16 protein-coding genes are annotated in these 18,805 nt (G+C 39.4%); 13 read left to right on the top strand and 3 right to left on the bottom strand.

What is annotated here, in order from left to right; genetic code table 11:
- Positions 1-69: 69 nt before the first annotated feature.
- A complete protein-coding gene (locus HMPREF2988_RS08070; RefSeq protein WP_002320293.1) occupies positions 70-1,656 on the bottom strand; it encodes an Nramp family divalent metal transporter in 1,587 nt (528 codons plus the stop codon).
- A 250-nt stretch (positions 1,657-1,906) separates the two neighbouring features.
- Between HMPREF2988_RS08070 and HMPREF2988_RS08065 the strand changes: the two genes are divergently transcribed.
- From HMPREF2988_RS08065 to HMPREF2988_RS08045, 5 genes are all read left to right on the top strand, one after another.
- A complete protein-coding gene (locus HMPREF2988_RS08065; RefSeq protein WP_002291670.1) occupies positions 1,907-2,131 on the top strand; it encodes a YneF family protein in 225 nt (74 codons plus the stop codon).
- A 141-nt stretch (positions 2,132-2,272) separates the two neighbouring features.
- Positions 2,273-4,024 (top strand): ABC transporter ATP-binding protein, encoded by a 1,752-nt coding sequence (locus HMPREF2988_RS08060; RefSeq protein WP_070770377.1) that lies wholly within the window; start codon positions 2,273-2,275, stop codon positions 4,022-4,024.
- A complete protein-coding gene (locus HMPREF2988_RS08055) occupies positions 4,024-5,808 on the top strand; it encodes an ABC transporter ATP-binding protein (RefSeq protein ID WP_070770376.1) in 1,785 nt (594 codons plus the stop codon). The genes HMPREF2988_RS08060 and HMPREF2988_RS08055 overlap by 1 nt, the downstream gene beginning before the upstream one ends.
- 457 nt (positions 5,809-6,265) lie before the next feature.
- A complete protein-coding gene (gene licT, locus HMPREF2988_RS08050) occupies positions 6,266-7,117 on the top strand; it encodes a BglG family transcription antiterminator LicT (protein ID WP_025481706.1) in 852 nt (283 codons plus the stop codon).
- A 96-nt stretch (positions 7,118-7,213) separates the two neighbouring features.
- Positions 7,214-9,100 carry a beta-glucoside-specific PTS transporter subunit IIABC gene (locus HMPREF2988_RS08045; protein WP_070770375.1) on the top strand — a complete coding sequence of 629 codons (1,887 nt, stop codon included), beginning with the start codon at positions 7,214-7,216 and terminating at the stop codon, positions 9,098-9,100.
- A 40-nt stretch (positions 9,101-9,140) separates the two neighbouring features.
- Here HMPREF2988_RS08045 and HMPREF2988_RS08040 read toward each other — a convergent pair whose 3' ends face one another.
- Positions 9,141-10,043 (bottom strand): MurR/RpiR family transcriptional regulator, encoded by a 903-nt coding sequence (locus HMPREF2988_RS08040; protein ID WP_070770374.1) that lies wholly within the window; start codon positions 10,041-10,043, stop codon positions 9,141-9,143.
- A gap of 229 nt (positions 10,044-10,272) precedes the next feature.
- Here HMPREF2988_RS08040 and HMPREF2988_RS08035 point away from each other — a divergent pair, with 229 nt between their 5' ends.
- The 5 genes from HMPREF2988_RS08035 to HMPREF2988_RS08015 all read left to right on the top strand — a co-directional run bounded on the left by HMPREF2988_RS08035 (position 10,273) and on the right by HMPREF2988_RS08015 (position 16,487).
- Complete coding sequence (locus tag HMPREF2988_RS08035; RefSeq protein WP_070770373.1) at positions 10,273-11,676, top strand: 6-phospho-beta-glucosidase; 1,404 nt, start codon at positions 10,273-10,275, stop codon at positions 11,674-11,676.
- The gene (locus HMPREF2988_RS08030) at positions 11,676-13,109 is read left to right on the top strand and encodes a 6-phospho-beta-glucosidase (RefSeq protein WP_070770372.1); all 1,434 of its coding nucleotides are present in this window, start codon (positions 11,676-11,678) and stop codon (positions 13,107-13,109) included. The genes HMPREF2988_RS08035 and HMPREF2988_RS08030 overlap by 1 nt, the downstream gene beginning before the upstream one ends.
- 144 nt (positions 13,110-13,253) lie before the next feature.
- Complete coding sequence (gene trxB, locus HMPREF2988_RS08025) at positions 13,254-14,180, top strand: thioredoxin-disulfide reductase (protein ID WP_010706142.1); 927 nt, start codon at positions 13,254-13,256, stop codon at positions 14,178-14,180.
- A gap of 213 nt (positions 14,181-14,393) precedes the next feature.
- On the top strand, positions 14,394-16,121 hold the full coding sequence (locus HMPREF2988_RS08020; protein ID WP_070770371.1) for a phospho-sugar mutase: 1,728 nt from the start codon (positions 14,394-14,396) through the stop codon (positions 16,119-16,121).
- A 15-nt stretch (positions 16,122-16,136) separates the two neighbouring features.
- The gene (locus tag HMPREF2988_RS08015; RefSeq protein WP_002316410.1) at positions 16,137-16,487 is read left to right on the top strand and encodes an ArsR/SmtB family transcription factor; all 351 of its coding nucleotides are present in this window, start codon (positions 16,137-16,139) and stop codon (positions 16,485-16,487) included.
- A gap of 83 nt (positions 16,488-16,570) precedes the next feature.
- Here HMPREF2988_RS08015 and HMPREF2988_RS08010 read toward each other — a convergent pair whose 3' ends face one another.
- Positions 16,571-17,431, bottom strand: a complete 861-nt coding sequence (locus tag HMPREF2988_RS08010; protein ID WP_002344424.1) for a pyruvate, water dikinase regulatory protein — start codon at positions 17,429-17,431, stop codon at positions 16,571-16,573.
- 91 nt (positions 17,432-17,522) lie between these two features.
- Between HMPREF2988_RS08010 and HMPREF2988_RS08005 the strand changes: the two genes are divergently transcribed.
- From HMPREF2988_RS08005 to HMPREF2988_RS07995, 3 genes are all read left to right on the top strand, one after another.
- A complete protein-coding gene (locus HMPREF2988_RS08005) occupies positions 17,523-17,951 on the top strand; it encodes a Fur family transcriptional regulator (protein ID WP_002287322.1) in 429 nt (142 codons plus the stop codon).
- Between the two features lie 161 nt (positions 17,952-18,112).
- Positions 18,113-18,289 carry a 30S ribosomal protein S21 gene (rpsU, locus tag HMPREF2988_RS08000; protein WP_002287321.1) on the top strand — a complete coding sequence of 59 codons (177 nt, stop codon included), beginning with the start codon at positions 18,113-18,115 and terminating at the stop codon, positions 18,287-18,289.
- A 26-nt stretch (positions 18,290-18,315) separates the two neighbouring features.
- Positions 18,316-18,762: a GatB/YqeY domain-containing protein gene (locus HMPREF2988_RS07995; protein WP_002291695.1), complete on the top strand. Its 447-nt coding sequence runs from the start codon at positions 18,316-18,318 to the stop codon at positions 18,760-18,762.
- Positions 18,763-18,805 lie beyond the last annotated feature (43 nt).

Below are 18,805 nucleotides of genomic sequence, written 5' to 3'. Positions count from 1 at the left end.
TAAATTCCTTCTTATTTCTTGAAGCTGCCCACTTCTGTCACAACCTCCTTTGTGTAAAAGAATCAGTTTCTATTCGATTTCTTCTATCGTTTCTTGCAAACGCTGTTCATATTTTTTGTTTCCTTTATATAAATCACCAATCGTCCATGCCAACAGGAGAAGGACAAGAACAATGATTACATAAGCGATTTGATCAGCCAATGCTAGTTGAGCTGAGGTGGCTTGCTCGCCGAAGAAACTTTCGATTTGACCTGGTAATCCTCGTAAGTTCAAGTAAGTCAGACTAATCACAGAGAACCAGCCAAGTAGTTTTACAACAAATGAATTTTTGAATCGGCTCCCCATCTCCGCTTGGCTATTGGTCATCATCAGTAAAGGAATCATCGAGAATGGCAATGCAAAAGCCAGAAAAACTTGGGATTCATTCATCAAGTTATTCAAAGCGGTATGTTCTTCGATCGTTCCTTTTGTACTTGTAAACAAAACACAAATCAATACAGGAATCACAGAAAGCAATCGTGTGACTAGTCTTCTTAGCCAAATTGGGATACGCATATGGATGAAGCCCTCCATGATGACTTGACCGGTCAACGTACCAGTAATAGTAGAGTTCTGGCCAGAAGCAAGAAGTGCTACAGCAAATAAAGTAGACAAGATACCAGATTTTGCCACAGCAATCAAGATACCATTGCTCATAGCTGATGGATCAGATAAAGCTTCATACAGACCAAAAAAGGAAGGATCTTGGACAGAACCGGTTTTGAATACAGCAACACCCATGATCAATAGCAGTGCATTGACTAGAAAAGCCATTGACAACTGGATATTAGAATCCCAAGTAGAAAAGCGTACCGCTTGTGCTACATCTTCTTCGTCTTGGTGATCGATCTTCCGAGTTTGAGAAACTGCTGAATGAAGATATAAGTTATGCGGCATGACTGTTGCACCAATAATCCCTAAAGCTCCAGTCAGCGGAGTTTCACCGCCGATGACTGGTGAGTCTGAGAATGTATGACTGTTAGGGATAAAGCCGGCAAACAAACTGTGCCAATCAGGGTTAGACAAGCCAACTTGATAGACGAAAACGAATAAAATGACGAAAATCAAGCAGACAACCAAAGCTTCGATTTTACGAAATCCGACTTTTGTCAGCAATAAAAGGACGAAAACATCTAACACAGTGATAAATACGGCAATTACCAATGGAATATCAAAAAGCAGGTAGAGGGCGATTGCTGCACCAATGACTTCTGCGATGTCTGTTGCCATAATGGCTAATTCAGTCAAGATCCATAAAATGACACCCAATGTCTTACTTGTCCGTGCTCGGATTGCTTGGGCCAAATCCATTTGGGTCACGATTCCTAATTTTGCTGCCATATATTGTAAAAGCATAGCAATCAGACTAGACATCAAAATAACTGACATCAATAAATATTGGAAATTTTGTCCACCAGTGATTGAAGTGGACCAGTTACCTGGATCCATATAACCAACTGCTACTAATGCACCTGGTCCAGAGTAAGCAAGAAGTGTTTTAAAAAAACTTTTTCCCTTGGGTACATCCACTGTTCCATTTACTTCAGCTAAAGATAAACCATTTGTATGTTCAATAAGTCGATGCTTATGAAATTGTTTGTTGGATTGATTATTCAAGAAAAAACCACCTTTCCTATTTATCTACGATTACATTCTACACCTCAGAAAGAAAAAATTAAAGAAAAAGATTCGGTATGCCTAATTTTTTTTCGTGGCGCGTCTTGCTGGTTAATGAAAGAAATTTTGTTCTTCTCTAAAAAAAACACTATTTTTTGCATGAAACTAAAGAATACGCCTTTCTTTTTTCAATAAACTTTAGTAAAATAAATCATTGAGAGCAATTCGGAAATAGAAAGGAGAGATTTATATGGTATCAACAGGTATTGTCGTACTTATTGCTATTATTGCTTTGCTAATCGGCGCAGTAGGTGGCTTTTTCCTAGCGCGTAAATATATGAAAGACTATTTAGAAAAAAATCCTCCCGTTAATGAGGACATGTTGCGATCAATGATGATGTCAATGGGGCAAAAACCATCTGAGAAGAAAATTCGCCAGATGATGCAGCAAATGAAGAACCAAGGGAAAAAATAGGTTCTGACCCAAAGACTTTTTGCGGGCTGATTTTTTCAGTCCGTTTTTTATTTCGTAATTTGTTAGACTATTCAGACTATTCAGCAAAAAAGACAAGCACAGACAATCCTATGCTCTTGATAAAGACAAAGGAGGAGTAAAATGTCGATTTTTAGAAAATTAGGTTGGTTTTTTCGACAGGAAAAGAAACATTATTTAATTGGGATTTTCTCCCTATTCGCAGTGGCCTTGGTACAGTTAGTTCCTCCAAAAGTGATTGGGATCATCATTGATGAGATCGCCGATAAAAATTTATCAATAAAGATCATTTCCTGGTGGATCTTATTATTGATCCTTGCAGCTCTCTTACAATATCTTTTTCGTTATATCTGGCGGACGAATATTTGGGGAAGTGCAGCTCGGTTGGAGAAAGAACTTCGGCAGCAGCTATTCAAACATTTTACAGAAATGGACAATCTCTTTTACCAAAAATATCGGACTGGAGATTTGATGGCTCATGCAACGAATGATTTGAATGCAATCCAAAATGTAGCAGGAGCTGGTATCTTGACCTTTGCAGATTCAGTGATCACGGGCGGAACAACGATCATTGCGATGATTTTGTTTATTGATTGGCGCTTAACACTGATTGCGCTGATTCCTCTGCCTTTACTAGCCGTTACTTCACGAGTACTGGGGTCAAAACTCCACGATGCTTTTCGTGATTCGCAAGAAGCTTTTTCTAGTATCAATGATAAGACACAAGAAAGTATTACTGGAATCAAAGTCATTAAAACATTTGGACAAGAAAAAGAAGATCTCGCGGATTTTGAAGAAAAGATTGAAGATGCAATTATTAAAAACAAACGAGTCAATTTTTTAGACTCCTTATTTGATCCATTCATTACCTTGATTATCGGTCTGTCTTATGTTGCAACAATTATTTTAGGTGGAAAGTATGTCTTGGAAGGCACGATCTCGATCGGGCAGATGGTCTCATTTATTAGCTATATCGGTATGCTTGTTTGGCCGATGTTTGCGATTGGTCGATTGTTCAACGTATTGGAAAGAGGAAATGCTTCTTATGATCGCGTCAATGAACTTTTGCATGAAAAGACGCATATCGTGGAACAACTGGGTGCAGTGCAGACCCCGGCAAAAGGCGAGCTGAATGTAGCTATTTCCTCTTTTAACTATCCGAAAGAAGAATCACCAGCATTAGAACAAATCAAATTTGCGATCCAAGAAGGAGAAACATTAGGTATTGTTGGGAAAACTGGTGCGGGAAAAACGACAATCATCAAATTACTGATGCGTGAATACGATGATTATCAAGGAAAAATCCAATTTGGCGGACGTTCGATCAAAGAATATTCATTGAATGCTTTATTAGGATCAATCGGCTATGTGCCTCAAGATCACTTCTTGTTTTCGATGACCATTCGAGATAATATCCGTTTTTCTAATCCAAAACTTTCAGAAGAAGAAGTAGAGCATGCGGCTTCTTTAGCATTTATCAACAATGAAATCAAGGAATTGCCAAAAGGTTATGATACCTTAGTTGGAGAACGTGGAGTCTCTTTATCTGGCGGACAGAAACAAAGGATTTCGATTGCTCGAGCATTGATCAAAAATCCTGAATTGCTGATCTTAGATGATGCACTTTCTGCAGTAGATGCCAAAACAGAAGAAGCTATCTTGCATAATTTAAAAGAAATAAGAAAAGAGAAAACAACCATCATTGCAGCTCACCGTTTAAGCAGCGTGATGCATGCAAAAGAAATCATTGTTGTCGATCAAGGGAAAATCATTGAACGAGGAACCCATCATGAGCTGCTTGCATTAGGCGGCTGGTATGAACGAATGTGGGAGAAACAGCAATTAGAAGCGAAGATAGAAGGAGGCGAGGCCTGATGGATGAAAATTATCAATCGGAATGGACAAAATCGATTCCACTTAAAAAACAGAAGAAGATCATCAAACGACTGATGAAGTTCGCCAAACCTTTTAGAAGAACGTTCATCGTTGCTATCTTATTTGCGTTTGCCCTGTCTGTGATCAATGTCCTATTGCCAAGGATCATCCAAACTTTTATGGATGATCATCTGGCTAAACAGTCGGCTACGACACAAGTTATTTTGTTTTTTGCTGGTATGTACTTGTTTGGAGTCATAGTCAAAAGTATCATTTGGTTTTTCCAATGGTATTTGTATTCCATGGCTTCATTGAAGACCTATCAGTATGTTCGGGTAAGATTATTTGAAAAGCTGCATACACTAGGTATGCGTTATTTTGATCAGACACCGGCAGGATCGACTGTTTCTCGAGTGACAAATGACACAGAAACGCTATTTGAATTTTGGTATGTCTTTTTGATGGTATTGACTGGGATCTTTGCAGTCGTTTCTTCCTTCATTGCCATGTTTCAAATCAATGGAGAAATTGCCTTGTGGACTTTGGTGTTCTTGCCGATTTTAGGAATCGTCATCTGGTATTACCAGAAATTCAGTTCTCGTATTTACCGGAATATGCGGGAAAAATTAAGTCAGCTGAACACGAAATTGAATGAATCGATTTCCGGCATGCGTATTATCCAGCAGTTTCGCCAAGAAGCTCGTTTAGCTAAAGAATTTGAACAAGTGAACAACGAGTATTTAGACACGCGCTATGCGATGATCAAAACAAATTCGATTCTGTTAAGTCCGATCATCAATTTTCTATATGCATTGGCGATTGCGTTGGCGTTGACTTTGTTTGGGATCGATGCGCTGCATTCTCCCGTAGAAGTTGGACTGATCTATGCATTTACGACCTATGTCCAGGGATTTTTTAATCCAATGTCTCAAATGATGGACTTTTTGAGCACCTTTACAGATGGAATGGTTGCCGGTAGTCGTATTTTGAAAATCATGGATACAGAAGAATATGCACCGCAACAAAATCCTGGAGCAGATCAAGCGATTACTTCAGGTAAGATCGAGTTTCGCAATGTAAGCTTTTCTTATGATGGAGAGCACAATGTATTGAACAATATCTCTTTTGTCGCTAATCCGGGAGAGACCGTTGCATTAGTGGGGCACACCGGAAGCGGAAAAAGCTCGATCATCAACGTATTGATGCGGTTTTACGAATTTTATGAAGGCCAGATCTTGATTGATGATCATGACATTCGAGAATATCCAATGGAAGAGTTACGTAAGAAAATGGGATTGGTCTTGCAAGATGCCTTCTTGTTTTATGGAGACATCGCAGGAAATATCCGGATGATGAATCCAACTATCACAGACGAACAGATTCGCCATGCAGCTGAGTTTGTTCAAGCAAACAAGTTCATCGATGAATTACCAAAAGGATATCACTCAAAAGTGATCGAACACGGTGCCAGCTATTCTAGCGGACAACGACAGCTGATCACTTTTGCGCGAACAATCGTGACAGATCCTAAAATACTAGTATTGGATGAAGCGACAGCAAATATCGATACTGAAACAGAAGGATTGATCCAAGAAGGATTGACAAAAATGCGACAAGGACGGACAACGATTGCGATTGCCCATCGGCTGTCCACGATTCGGGATGCAGAATTGATTTTAGTTTTAGACAAAGGTCATATAGTAGAACGCGGGAATCATGAAACACTTCTAGCGCAAAATGGTTTGTATGCAGATATGTACAAACTGCAAAGCAGTGGTGTGTAAAAAGTGGTTGTGACAGGGCTCCGTTCAGCTTTAGGTGATAAGAAAAAAATTGTAAAAAAGGCTTTCCAGATTTTTGCATAAATTTGGCTTATCACCGATAAGCTGGTACTGGAACACCGTATATTAGAAGTTGGGACAGTAGCATAGTAGCATTTTGACCTAAGCGCTAGAGTGAAAATAAAACAGAGCTTCCCAGATTCTTCATCTGTGAGCGTTAGTGTCGTAATTACCAGATTTAAAAAAAATCACGACAGCTAGTCAGAAGTGCCCAATAGCCGCTAAGAAAGCGTTGACAAAAGCGCTTGCTTTCGATAATATAAAGAAAACGATACAACTTGGATAGTGATTGCCTGATGCAAGCTAAACCTGATGAGTCTCCCATGGTTTCATGGACGGCTTTTTGGGTTTTTCTTTTTGTTTTGGATACAGCCCTATATATCATGGAAAGGAGTAAAACATGCTGATTGAGAAAGTACTGAATAACAACGTCGTAATAACCAGAGATGAAAGAAATCAGGAAATGATCGTGATGGGAAAAGGTTTGGCATTCAAAAAGAAAGTGGGTGACCCGATTTTTGACTCATGCATCGACAAAAAATTTCAGTTGACAAATGACGGACTTTCACAACAGTTCCAAGAATTGGCACAAGCGATTCCTCTTGAGTACTTAGAAATTTCTTGTGAAATCATTGAATATACAAAAGAGGCTCTACAAGTCCAGTTGAATGATTCAGTGTATATTGCATTGACGGATCATTTGTATACGGCTATCGAACGTCACAAAATGGGAATATTTGTACCAAATGTATTGCTGTATGATATCAAGCAACTGTTTCCTAAAGAGTATGCCATCGGGAAAAAAACAGTAAAGAAAATCTCGGATAAATACCACATCAAGTTATCAGAAGATGAAGCCGGATTTATCGCATTGCATTTAGTCAATGCACAAGGCATTCAAAGCCAACAAGACAATACCTACCTGTTTACTACAACAATACAGGATATTCTAAATATCGTCCGCTATTACTATAAGATTACATTTGATGAAGATTCAGTCCATTTTTTTCGATTCGTCACACACCTACGTTTTTTTCTAACACGCGTCCTAGATGGAGAAAAAACAGAAGTGGGAGAAGTTTCTGAGGAATTGTTCCAGGTTATTCAAAAAAAATATAAGGACACGTTTAGTTGCGTTGAGAAAATAGCAGACTTTTTAGCCGAGGCATTCAACTACCAGATGTCCACGGACGAAAAAATGTATTTAACGATCCATACTGCGCGTTTAGTGCATGAGAATCGTTGTAAATAAATAAAAAAAGGAGGATAAATTAACAAGAACGCATGAAATAAGGGTAGTGACATTCAGTTGGCTAAACCTTCCACTAATAAATTGGAGGGAATAGAAATGGGAAAATATCAAGAATTAGCGAGCAAAATTGTAGAAAATGTCGGCGGGAAGGAAAATATCAATGGTTTGACACATTGTATCACAAGGCTTCGTTTCAAATTAAAAAACGAAGAAAAAGCAAATGATGAGATCTTGAAAAATATGGACGGTGTTGTGACGGTAATGCGAGCGGGAGGACAGTACCAAGTTGTCATCGGGAATCATGTGCCAGTCGTGTTTGAAGAGGTTATAAAAGCAGGAAATCTTACTTTTGATGAGGCTGTTTCAACAGAAAAAATGAGACCGTTTGATATGCTTATTGATGGAATATCGGGCTGTTTCCAGCCATTCCTTGCTATTCTAGCTGCTGGTGGGATGATTCGTGGACTGACAGCATTACTTGTCTTCTTAGGCGCATTTGACCGCGGTTCTGGCACATTTGTTATGTTTGATAATATCGGTGATTCTGTATTCCAATTTATGCCTGTTATTATCGGTTTAACAGCTGCCCGTAAATTTAAAGTAAATGAATTCGTAGGGATGTTGCTTGGCGCAGCATTAATGAATCCTAGCTTGTCGCTGGAAGCTTTGAGTGGTGCAGCAGAAGCACCACTGACGACCATATTTTCTGGCACTATTTTTGAAGCACCTATTTATCAAACAGTATTCGGCATTCCCTGGATTGCGCGTAACTACGCTTCTTCTGTCATTCCCATTATCTTTATTGTGTTGTTAGCTAGCCAAATTCAGAAACCAATTAAAAAGTTAGTACCTGAGATGATCGCGAATTTCTTCGTTCCATTCTTCACCGTTCTTATTACAATGCCCTTAGGTTTTTTACTCGTTGGACCAGCATTCACATTCGCAACTGATATTTTAATGGCTGGATTTGAAACACTTTTAGCACTTTCGCCAGTTATTTATGGAGCAATCGTAGGCTTCTTCTGGCAAATTCTGGTGATGTTTGGTCTCCATTGGGCAATCGTACCAATGGGATTGATGCAATTTTCTGTGAATGGCTGGCAAAATATCATGACACCTGTTGCAGTAGTGTCTTTTGGACAAACTGCAGCACTTACTGCACTCTACTTTAAGCTTAGAAACCCAAAAGACAAAGCAATTGCAATACCAGCCATTGTTTCTGGTATTGTGGGGATTACAGAGCCAGCTATTTATGGGTTTACATTGCCACGTAAAAAAATATTTATTTTTACCTGTGTCGGTGGTGCGTTAGGAGGCGCGTATAGTGGGTTAATGAATTTAACTTCTTGGAATCAAGGTGGATTAGGCATCTTTACAATTCCCAACTATATTAGACCAGATGGTGATTTAACGGATGTGATTAATGTATTGATTGGAATCGCCATTGCGATGGTGGTATCCTTTGCGCTGACTTTTTTCTTTTGGAAGGAGGAAGCAGGTGAAACAGATGATAGACAGAAAAGATCAGGTAAAGAAATTGTAAAAACACCGATACAAGGACAAATCGCTCCACTGAATGCAGCAAAGGATGCAGCTTTTGCACAAGGAACACTAGGTCGAGGAATCTTGATCTACCCTGAAAAAGGAGAAGTACGTGCCCCTTTTGACGGAACAGTCATGACCCTGTTCCCGACGAAACATGCAATCGGAATGGTTTCTGAAGCAGGTCTGGAATTGCTGATTCATGTCGGATTGGATACTGTTCAGTTGGAAGGGAAATATTTTGAAAGCTTGGTGCAGCAAGGAGAAAGAGTGAAACAAGGCGATCTGTTGCTCCGCTTCGACAAAAAGAAAATCGAAGCGGAAGGATACAGTTTAGAAACACCTGTGATTGTCACCAATTACATGGATTATTTGGATATTTTGGAAAATCAAGGGGAGACGGTCGGGCCAGACGATGCACTTATCACCGCACTGACCTGAACGGTTAGGTGAAAGAATGGACTAGGCTTAACTATTCTTTTTAGTCCACTTCTTTATTTTCAAAATTGAAAGGCTCTTTCATGATGGCTGAGCTGATAGGGCGTTTATCAAATTTTTGTCCTACAGAGATTAGATGGATTAAATTCTGTTGATAATTTTCTGCAAAAACACAACTATATAACACGTCTAGAAGATAACAAATCGATGTATTGATCGTAAAATTACCAATTTTTGAATACAGTCGCTCGCGTGTCGTAAGTCGCAAAGCGGCTGTACTCATTGAAGATAGCGTTGAATCACCGATACTGGTCAAAGCTAAAATTGGAACATGATTTTGTTTCAATATTTCTGCGGTACGAAGGATCACATTGTTTTCACCCGTATAAGAAATCAGAATCCCGCACATATCACTCGTGCAATTGTACGCTTCATAGAACGATTCACCAAAAGTGGTGACAATCGTGACATCCATTTTGATGCGCTTCATTTTCAGCATGAAATCTTGAGAAATCAAAGTATTCGAGTTACTGGCGAAAATCACGATTTTTTTTGCTTGAAGCATTAGTTGTTTGGCTTTTTGCAATTGGTCATGATGAATGAGAGAAAGTGTATCTTGAATCGTCATCTGTTCTAAAGAAGCCATTTTATTTGCGATCGTCATAATACCGTCTGTGGTGGAAAAAGGAAGATTCGCATCTACGTCTTGAAAATTCCCTTCAAGATAGGCTGTTTCAGCTAAAAAAGCATTACGAAAACTGACCCAGCCATCAAAACCCATTTTTTTTGCTACACGGATGAGTGTGGACGGGTGGACATAACATCGCTCAGCAATCTCTTGGATGGTCATTTCGCCAAGTGCTGGAGAATCGCTTAAGAGAAACTGAATCACTTCATTTTCTGAAGGAGAAAAGGAGATTTCTTTGATTTTTTCACGTAATAACATGAAGATACCTTCTTCTTGTTTTTTTACGTAAATTATAACTTTTTTGAAAATGATTTGTAAACGGATTTATGTTATATAGCTTAATAAAGCCTTTTTTTGACAAGATATTTACAAAAATCCAGAAGAAAACACTAACTTTTGTAAATGTTACTGGAAAGAAACGAATTTCTATTGTTTGTTTTGTTTACAAAAAAGATAATAAAAGTGTAAAAAGTAAAGGAGTGAGAACATGGCAAAAGGAATCAAAATCGCTACGATTGGTGGAGGTAGTAGTTACACCCCCGAGTTGATGGAAGGATTTATCAAAAGATATGAGGAATTACCGATACGAGAAATCTGGCTCGTAGATGTAGAAGAAGGAAAAGAAAAGCTTGAGATCGTCAGTCAGATGTCTCAGCGTATGTGGGATGCTTCTCCGTATGAAGTCAAAATCTATGCAACTCTGGATCGGGAAGAAGCATTGAAAGATGCGGATTTTGTTACGACTCAGTTTCGTGTCGGTCAATTAGATGCACGAATCAAAGACGAGCGGATCCCTAGTTATTATGGGATGATTGGGCAAGAAACAAATGGTGCTGGCGGGATATTCAAAGCTTTTCGTACCGTTCCAGTGGTTTTGGCAATCGTTGAAGACATGAAGCGTTTATGTCCAAATGCTTGGCTGATCAATTTCGCGAACCCAAGCGGGATGGTGACAGAAGCAGTTATCAGATATGGCAAATGGGATAAAGTGATCGGATTATGCAATGTGCCAGTAATGGCGATGATGACAGAACCAACAATGCTTGGCAAGAAAAAAGAAGAGCTGATCTACAAGTTTGCCGGTCTAAATCACTTCCATTGGCACAAAGTAGCAGATAATAAAGGAAATGACCGCACGACAGAATTGATTGATCGTTTATACGATGAAGACAATGGATTGCCGAAAAATATCTTTGATATCCCGTTTTTCAAAGAACAATTAAAACAAATGAACATGATCCCTTGTGGCTACCACCGCTATTACTACCGTGAAGAAGAAATGCTGGAACATGCTTTAGAAGAATATCAAACGATTGGTACAAGAGCGCAGCAAGTGAAAGAAACAGAAGCAGAGCTGTTTGAATTATACAAAGATCCAGAGTTGGATCATAAACCTGAACAATTGCAAAAACGAGGTGGTGCTTATTATTCAGATGCTGCCTGTGAAACGATTGCTTCGATCTATGGAAATAAAGAAACACAGATCGTGGTATCTACAAAGAATGATGGAGCTGTTCCTGATCTGCCGGCAGATTGTGTAGTAGAAGTCACTGCCTATGTTGGCGCACAAGGCGCACGAAATGTAGCGTTTGGTTCCCTTCCTGCTGCTGAAAGAGGCTGGTTGCAAGTAATGAAGAATATGGAATTGCTGACGATCGAAGCAGCCGTGACTGGTGATTATGGAACAGCTTTACAAGCGTTTACGATCAATCCGCTTATACGATCAGGAAAGACAGCAAAACGGATCATGGATGAGTTGTTTATTGCACATCAGCAGTATTTACCGCAATTCAAGGAAACAATCAGCCGGTTAAAAGCAGAAGGAATCGAAGTCCAAGATGAACTGGCAAGAGAATTATCAAGCAATACACATGTAATGGAGGAAGTATGATGGGATTCAGAAAAGATTTTTTATGGGGCGGAGCTACAGCAGCCAATCAATGCGAGGGCGGTTATGATGAAGGCGGACGTGGGTTAGCGAACGTAGATGTTGTGCCAATCGGAGAAGACCGTTTTCCTGTCATTACTGGAAAAAAGAAAATGTTTGAATTTGATGAGGATCATTTTTATCCAGCAAAAATTGCGATCGATATGTATCATCATTATAAGGAAGATATTGCTTTATTTGCAGAAATGGGGTTCAAGACTTATCGGATGTCCATTGCTTGGAGTCGTATTTTTCCAATGGGCGATGAAAAAGAGCCAAATGAATCTGGTTTGAAATTTTATGAGGATGTCTTTAAAGAATGTCAAAAGTACGGGATCGAGCCGCTTGTGACGATTACACATTTTGATTGTCCGATGCATTTGATCAAAGAATATGGTGCGTGGCGTTCCAGAGAACTCGTTGGTTTTTATGAAAATCTGTGCCGAGTCATCTTCAATCGCTATAAAGGACTTGTCAAATATTGGTTGACATTCAATGAGATCAATATGATCCTTCATGCACCATTCATGGGCGCAGGGCTGTATTTTGAAGAAGGAGAAAATGAAGAACAAATCAAATATCAAGCGGCACATCATGAGTTGGTTGCAAGTGCCATCGCAACGAAGATTGCTCATGAAGTAGATCCGGAGAACAAAGTAGGCTGTATGCTGGCAGCAGGAGCATATTATCCATACACTTGCAATCCTGAAGATGTTTGGGCTTCTAGAAAATCAGATCGAGAAAATTATTTCTTCATTGATGTCCAGTCACGAGGAGAATATCCCGCTTATGCATTGAAAGAAATGGAACGAAATGGCATTCAGATCAAAATGGAACCTGGGGATGCCGCATTGCTGAAAGAACATACTGTTGATTTTATCTCCTTTTCTTACTATTCTTCTCGAGTTTCGACTACTGACAACGAACTCTTGGAACAGACTGCAGGAAATATCTTTGCTTCTGTCAAAAATCCATATCTGGAAGCAAGTGAATGGGGTTGGCAAATTGATCCATTAGGCTTGAGAATAACGATGAATGATATTTATGATCGTTATCAAAAACCACTATTTATTGTAGAAAACGGCTTAGGTGCAGTCGATACGCCCGATGAGAATGGTTATGTGGAAGATGATTATCGAATCGACTATCTGGCAGCACATATCCAGGCAATGAAAGATGCAGTAGAATTAGATGGAGTCGATCTATTAGGCTATACGACTTGGGGATGTATTGATTTAGTATCAGCTGGTACAGGTGAGATGAAGAAAAGGTACGGATTCATTTATGTCGATCGTGACAACGAAGGAAATGGCACATTAGCCCGTTCGAAGAAGAAATCATTCAACTGGTATAAAAAAGTAATTGATTCAAACGGAGAAAATCTTTCGAATGATTGATCAATGATTTATAAAAGTCTATTGTTTTTCAGCAGATTTTTCGAGTATAATAAAGCTATTCGAGAAACGCAAGCAGAACAATAGACTTTTTTTCGCATTGGCTGTAAAGTATGCTTACTTGATTAAGTAAAGGAGAATCTACATATGTATGATGTAATCGTTATTGGCGCAGGTCCTGCTGGGATGACTGCTGCTTTATATGCTTCACGTTCAAACTTATCCGTATTGATGATCGAACAAGGCGCCCCTGGCGGCCAAATGAACAATACGGCAGAAATCGAAAACTATCCTGGTTTCGATTCAATCATGGGTCCTGATCTAGCTTATAAGATGTATGAAGGTGTTTCAAGATTTGGGACAGAAAATGCTTATGGAATCGTGCAAGATATCAAGGATCACGGCAGCCACAAAGAAGTTATTTGTGAAGATAAAACTTACGAAGGAAAAACAGTCATTATCGCAACAGGCTGTATCCACCGTAAATTAGGCGTACCTGGCGAGGAAGAATTTGCTGGACGTGGCGTTTCTTACTGTGCAGTTTGTGATGGTGCGTTTTTCCGTAACAAACGTCTAGTAGTGATCGGAGGAGGAGACTCAGCAGTAGAAGAAGCCATCTATTTGACACAATTTGCTTCTGAAGTAGTCATCGTCCACCGTAGAGATGAATTACGTGCACAAAAGATCATCCAAGACCGTGCATTTGCGAATGAAAAAATTTCCTTTATGTGGGATACAGTCGTTGACGAAATCGTTGGGAATGAAATGGTAGTGACAGGTGTGAAAGCACGTAATGTCAAAACCGGCAATGAGTTTGATTTGGCAGCAGACGGAGTATTCATCTATGTTGGACTGGATCCATTAACTGCACCATTTAGAGAAGCAGGGTTGACGAACGAAGCTGGCTGGATTCCAACAGACAACGAAATGAAGACGAGTATACCAGGCGTTTTTGCCATCGGAGATGTTCGTGAAAAAGATTTGCGACAAATCACTACTGCTGTTGGTGATGGTGGGATCGCTGGACAACAAGTGTATAAATACTTGGAATCTTTAGAAGAAACAACTGCATAAGTTTAAAAAGAGTGGAAGAACGGTTACAATTGTTCTTTTACTCTTTTTTTTCGCGTGAAATCCACTGAATCCGATTTATGCGAATACTTGCAACCGTGCTTGATAAAAGAATCCTTTCTTGATTTAAGCGTTTTTTGGACCTCGTACTTTCATATCTAATAAGTGAATGCTATACTTATTAAGAACCATATTTCAGAAAGAGGTGTTATTTTCATGTCTTGGGAACAAGTGTATGAACAATGGGTACATGAAGAAAATTTAGAAGAAAACTTAAAAAAACAATTAAATGATCTGGGTGAAGATCCTGAAAAACTTGAAGATGCTTTTTATGCACCGTTGGAATTCGGTACTGCAGGCATGCGGGGAATCTTAGGGCCTGGGATCAATCGAATGAACATCTATACGGTAAGACAAGCAACAGAAGGACTTGCACGTTTCATGGATACACAAGGCGAAGAAACAAAACGCCGAGGTGTCGCTATCGCTTATGACTCACGCCATCAATCACCAGAATTTGCCATGGAAGCAGCCAAAACATTAGCACATCACAATATCCCATCTTATGTATTCGAAAGTCTACGTCCAACACCAGAGCTTTCTTTTGCAGTCCGTCATTTGAAGACGTTTGCGGGAATCATGGTAACCGCATCCCACAATCCAGCAGCTTACAACGGATATAAAGTCTACGGAGAAGATGGGGGACAAATGCCTCCTGCAGACGCAGATGCATTGACGAAATATGTCCGTGAAGTCAGCAATCCGTTAAAAGTTGAAGTATTATCTGACGAAGAAGCTGAACATAGCGGATTGATCACGATCATCGGAGAAGAAGTGGATGCCGCTTATCTAGAAGAAATCAAAGCAGTAACGATTGATCATGAATTGGTGGAAACAATGGGGAAAGATTTGAAACTTGTGTACACACCACTTCACGGAACAGGAAAAATGTTGGGCGAACGTGCGTTGAAACAAGCTGGATTCGAACAATTCGTACTAGTTCCAGAACAAGCTATCGCAGACCCAGATTTCACTACGGTCAAATCACCAAATCCAGAAGAACACTCTGCTTTTGAGTATGCGATGCGACTTGGCGAGAAAGAAGGCGCTGACTTGCTGATTGCAACAGATCCTGATGCAGACCGTTTAGGTGCAGCCGTTCGTTTGCCAAATGGCTCCTATGAAGTATTGACCGGAAACCAAATCGGAGCACTGTTTGCTCAATATATTTTGGAAGCACACCAATCGCGAGGCACTTTACCTGAAAACGCAGCGGTATTGAAATCGATCGTTTCTAGCGAATTGCCTACAGCAATTGCGGAACACTATGGTGCTACCATGTTCAATGTATTGACAGGATTCAAATTCATTGCTGAAAAAATTCAACAATTTGAAGAAGATCATTCCCATACTTTTATGTTCGGATTCGAAGAAAGTTACGGTTATTTAGTTAAACCTTTCGTTCGCGACAAAGACGCGATCCAAGCATTGCTCTTATTAGCAGAAGTAGCAGCTTACTATAAAAAACAAGGCAAAACGTTGTATGATGGCTTGCAAACGATTTTTGAAACCTATGGCTACTACGCAGAAAAAACGATTTCTGTGACAATGAGCGGACAAGAAGGCTCTGCGAAAATCTCTGCTTTGATGGAAAAATTCCGTGAAGAAGCACCAACAGAATTTGCCGGAGCAAAAGTCATCCAAACAGAAGACTTCAAAGAGTTGACGAGAACAGACCGTGAAGGAAACGTAGAAAAACTAACGACACCGCCATCTGATGTATTGAAGTATACGCTGGAAGAAAATGGCTGGATCGCTATCCGTCCTTCAGGAACTGAGCCGAAAATCAAATTTTATATCGGTGTAAAAGGAAACTCTTCAGAAGACGCAGCTGAAAAAGTAGCCGCTTATGAAGCGATTATCCAAAAGATGACAGAAGAATAAAAAAACTTGAGACTGATGGAAAAAGTGGTAAACTTTAGAAGTCAGTCTTTTTTCAAGTTGGAGGTGAATGGATTGCCAGACACGCAAAAAACAAAAGTAGAGAAAGTCAGCCAACTATTCAAAATGTTGAGTGACCCCACTCGTCTCAAAATTCTGCTGTATCTGAAAGACGGGGAACAAAATGTGACAGCAATCACCCAAGCAGTGGAAATGGAACAATCTGCTGTATCGCATCAACTGCGTTTATTAAGAGAAAACCATGTCGTCAAGTCCCATCGTGAGGGAAAAGCGATTTTGTATAGTCTTGATGATTCTCACGTACTGGATATTTTGAACCAGACACTCAAACATGTGGAACATCAATAACGATAGGTGCAAATAGAGACAAACTGGACTGTGTCAACGAATCTTCTTCGCTGACACAGTCCAGTTTTTTTAAAGAAAAATTGTTAGTCTGTTTCTTCGGTGGTTTCAGTTCCATAATAACTATGGTCTTCTAGGTCTAAAGCATTCAAAATAAGCGAAGCTGTTTCTTCAATAGATAAAGAAGCGACATTGATTACTACGCAGCCCAATTTTTCATAAAGATCATTCGCAAAATCGAGTTCAGCTCGTATTTTTTCGATATCGGAATAAGCAGTATCAGGATTTAATCCGTAAGAGCGCATCCGTTCTTTACGGATATTGTTTAAAATATCTGGGTTATTCGTCAGTCCCACGATTTTTTTAGGATCGATCTCCCAAAGCTGTTTGGGAATATGTGCTTGTGGGATCAAAGGAAGATTGGCAACTTTTAAATTTTTGTTAGCTAAAAACAAGCTCAAAGGCGTTTTGGAAGTTCGGGATACGCCTAGCAAAACGACATCTGCTTCTAGAAACCCACGAGGATCTTTCCCGTCATCGTATTTTACAGCAAATTCCATTGCTTTGATCCGTTTGAAATAGTTTTCATTCAATAAATGAAGGGCGCCAGGTTGCCGAATGGGCTTGATACCAGTTAAGCGCTCGATTTCTGATATCGGCGGAGTCATCACATCAAAACTAAATAATTGATGTTCTTCACAAAAAGAACGCGTCATCTCGATCAATTCTTGATTGATCAATGTGTGCAGGACAAGAGCTTTTTCTTCTAGTGCATCTTGCAGTGCCTGCATCAATGTTTTCTCATCTGTCACAAATGTTCTGCGGAATAAATTGAACTCAACGGTAGGATATTGGGCCATAGTGGCTTGCGCTAGTTTTGTCGCAGTTTCTCCAGCAGAGTCGGAGATGACAAAAAAAGTAACGATTTCTGTAGAATCGGAAGACATGGATAAAACCTCACTTGCATTTTTTTTATGTTTATTATACCATACTCTAGAATGTGTACTTCGTAATCATTTTGATTTGGAGGAATAAGTCATGAAAAAACAGACATTGATCGAACAATCACTAGAAACATTGAAAAATAACGGTTTTAAATATACTAAAAAAAGAGAAGCATTGTTAACTTATTTAGTGAAGCGCAATCGCTACGTATCCGCTAAAGAAGTTTTTGACTATATGAATCAGGAATTCAAAGGAGTAAGTTACGATACGATTTATCGAAATCTCCATGATTTTGCAGAAATCGATTTACTGGAAGAAACCGATTTAAATGGAGAGATGAAGTTCCGTTTTCATTGCTGTCAAGGGGAAATCGGCCATCACCATCACTTTATCTGTACGGTGTGCGGAACAACGAAAGAAATCCATATGTGTCCAATGAATTATTTCGAAGAACAGCTCGGTGGATGTACGATCGAAGGGCATAGATTCGAGATTTTCGGAAGATGTGAAAATTGTCAATAAGGATTTAAATAAAATAACATTTGATAATTTTAAAAAAAAGCAAGATTTCCTTGACGGTCAAAACAGCATTAGATATAATATTCACAGGACAGTCTTGTTTTTTGAGATATATTTCAATAACAATTACGGTTACTTTTTAAGCTCGGAGGGAGGGAATTAACATGTCAAAAACAGTCGTTCGCAAAAACGAATCACTTGACGATGCTCTTCGTCGCTTCAAACGTTCCGTGTCAAAAGCGGGTACTTTACAAGAATCTCGTAAACGTGAATTCTACGAAAAACCAAGTGTAAGACGCAAGAAAAAATCTGAAGCAGCTAGAAAACGCAAAAAATTCTAGTTCTGTGATGAATTGGAGTTGGTAGTGTGTCACTACTAAGTAGATTAAACGATGACATGAAAACAGCGATGAAAGCGAAAGATAAGGAATCTTTACAAGTCATCCGAATGATCAAGTCATCTATACAAAACGAGCAGATTAAAGAAGGTCACGACTTGACAGAAGAAGAAGAATTAACGGTGTTGTCTCGCGAAATGAAACAGCGACGTGATTCTTTGCATGAGTTTGAAGAAGCAGGACGTGACGATTTAGCTGAAAAAGTAAAAAGTGAAATTGTGATAGTCGAAAAATACATGCCGGAACAACTTTCCGACGAAGAAATTCGACAACTTGTTCAAGAAGCAATCACACAAACTGGTGCTTCATCAATGAAAGAATTTGGCAAAGTCATGGGTGCGATCATGCCTAAAGTCAAAGGAAAAGCAGATGGAAACCAAGTAAATGCCATTGTGAAAGAACTATTACAATCTTAATTTTATCATTTAAACTGCGGACAATCATTGTCCGCAGTTTTTT

The sequence above is a fragment of the Enterococcus sp. HMSC061C05 genome, from assembly GCF_001814765.1.
GTDB classification, from domain to species: domain Bacteria; phylum Bacillota; class Bacilli; order Lactobacillales; family Enterococcaceae; genus Enterococcus_B; species Enterococcus_B lactis.
Note: the sequence above shows the minus strand (reverse complement) of the source record. Positions and strands in the feature narration are given on the sequence as shown.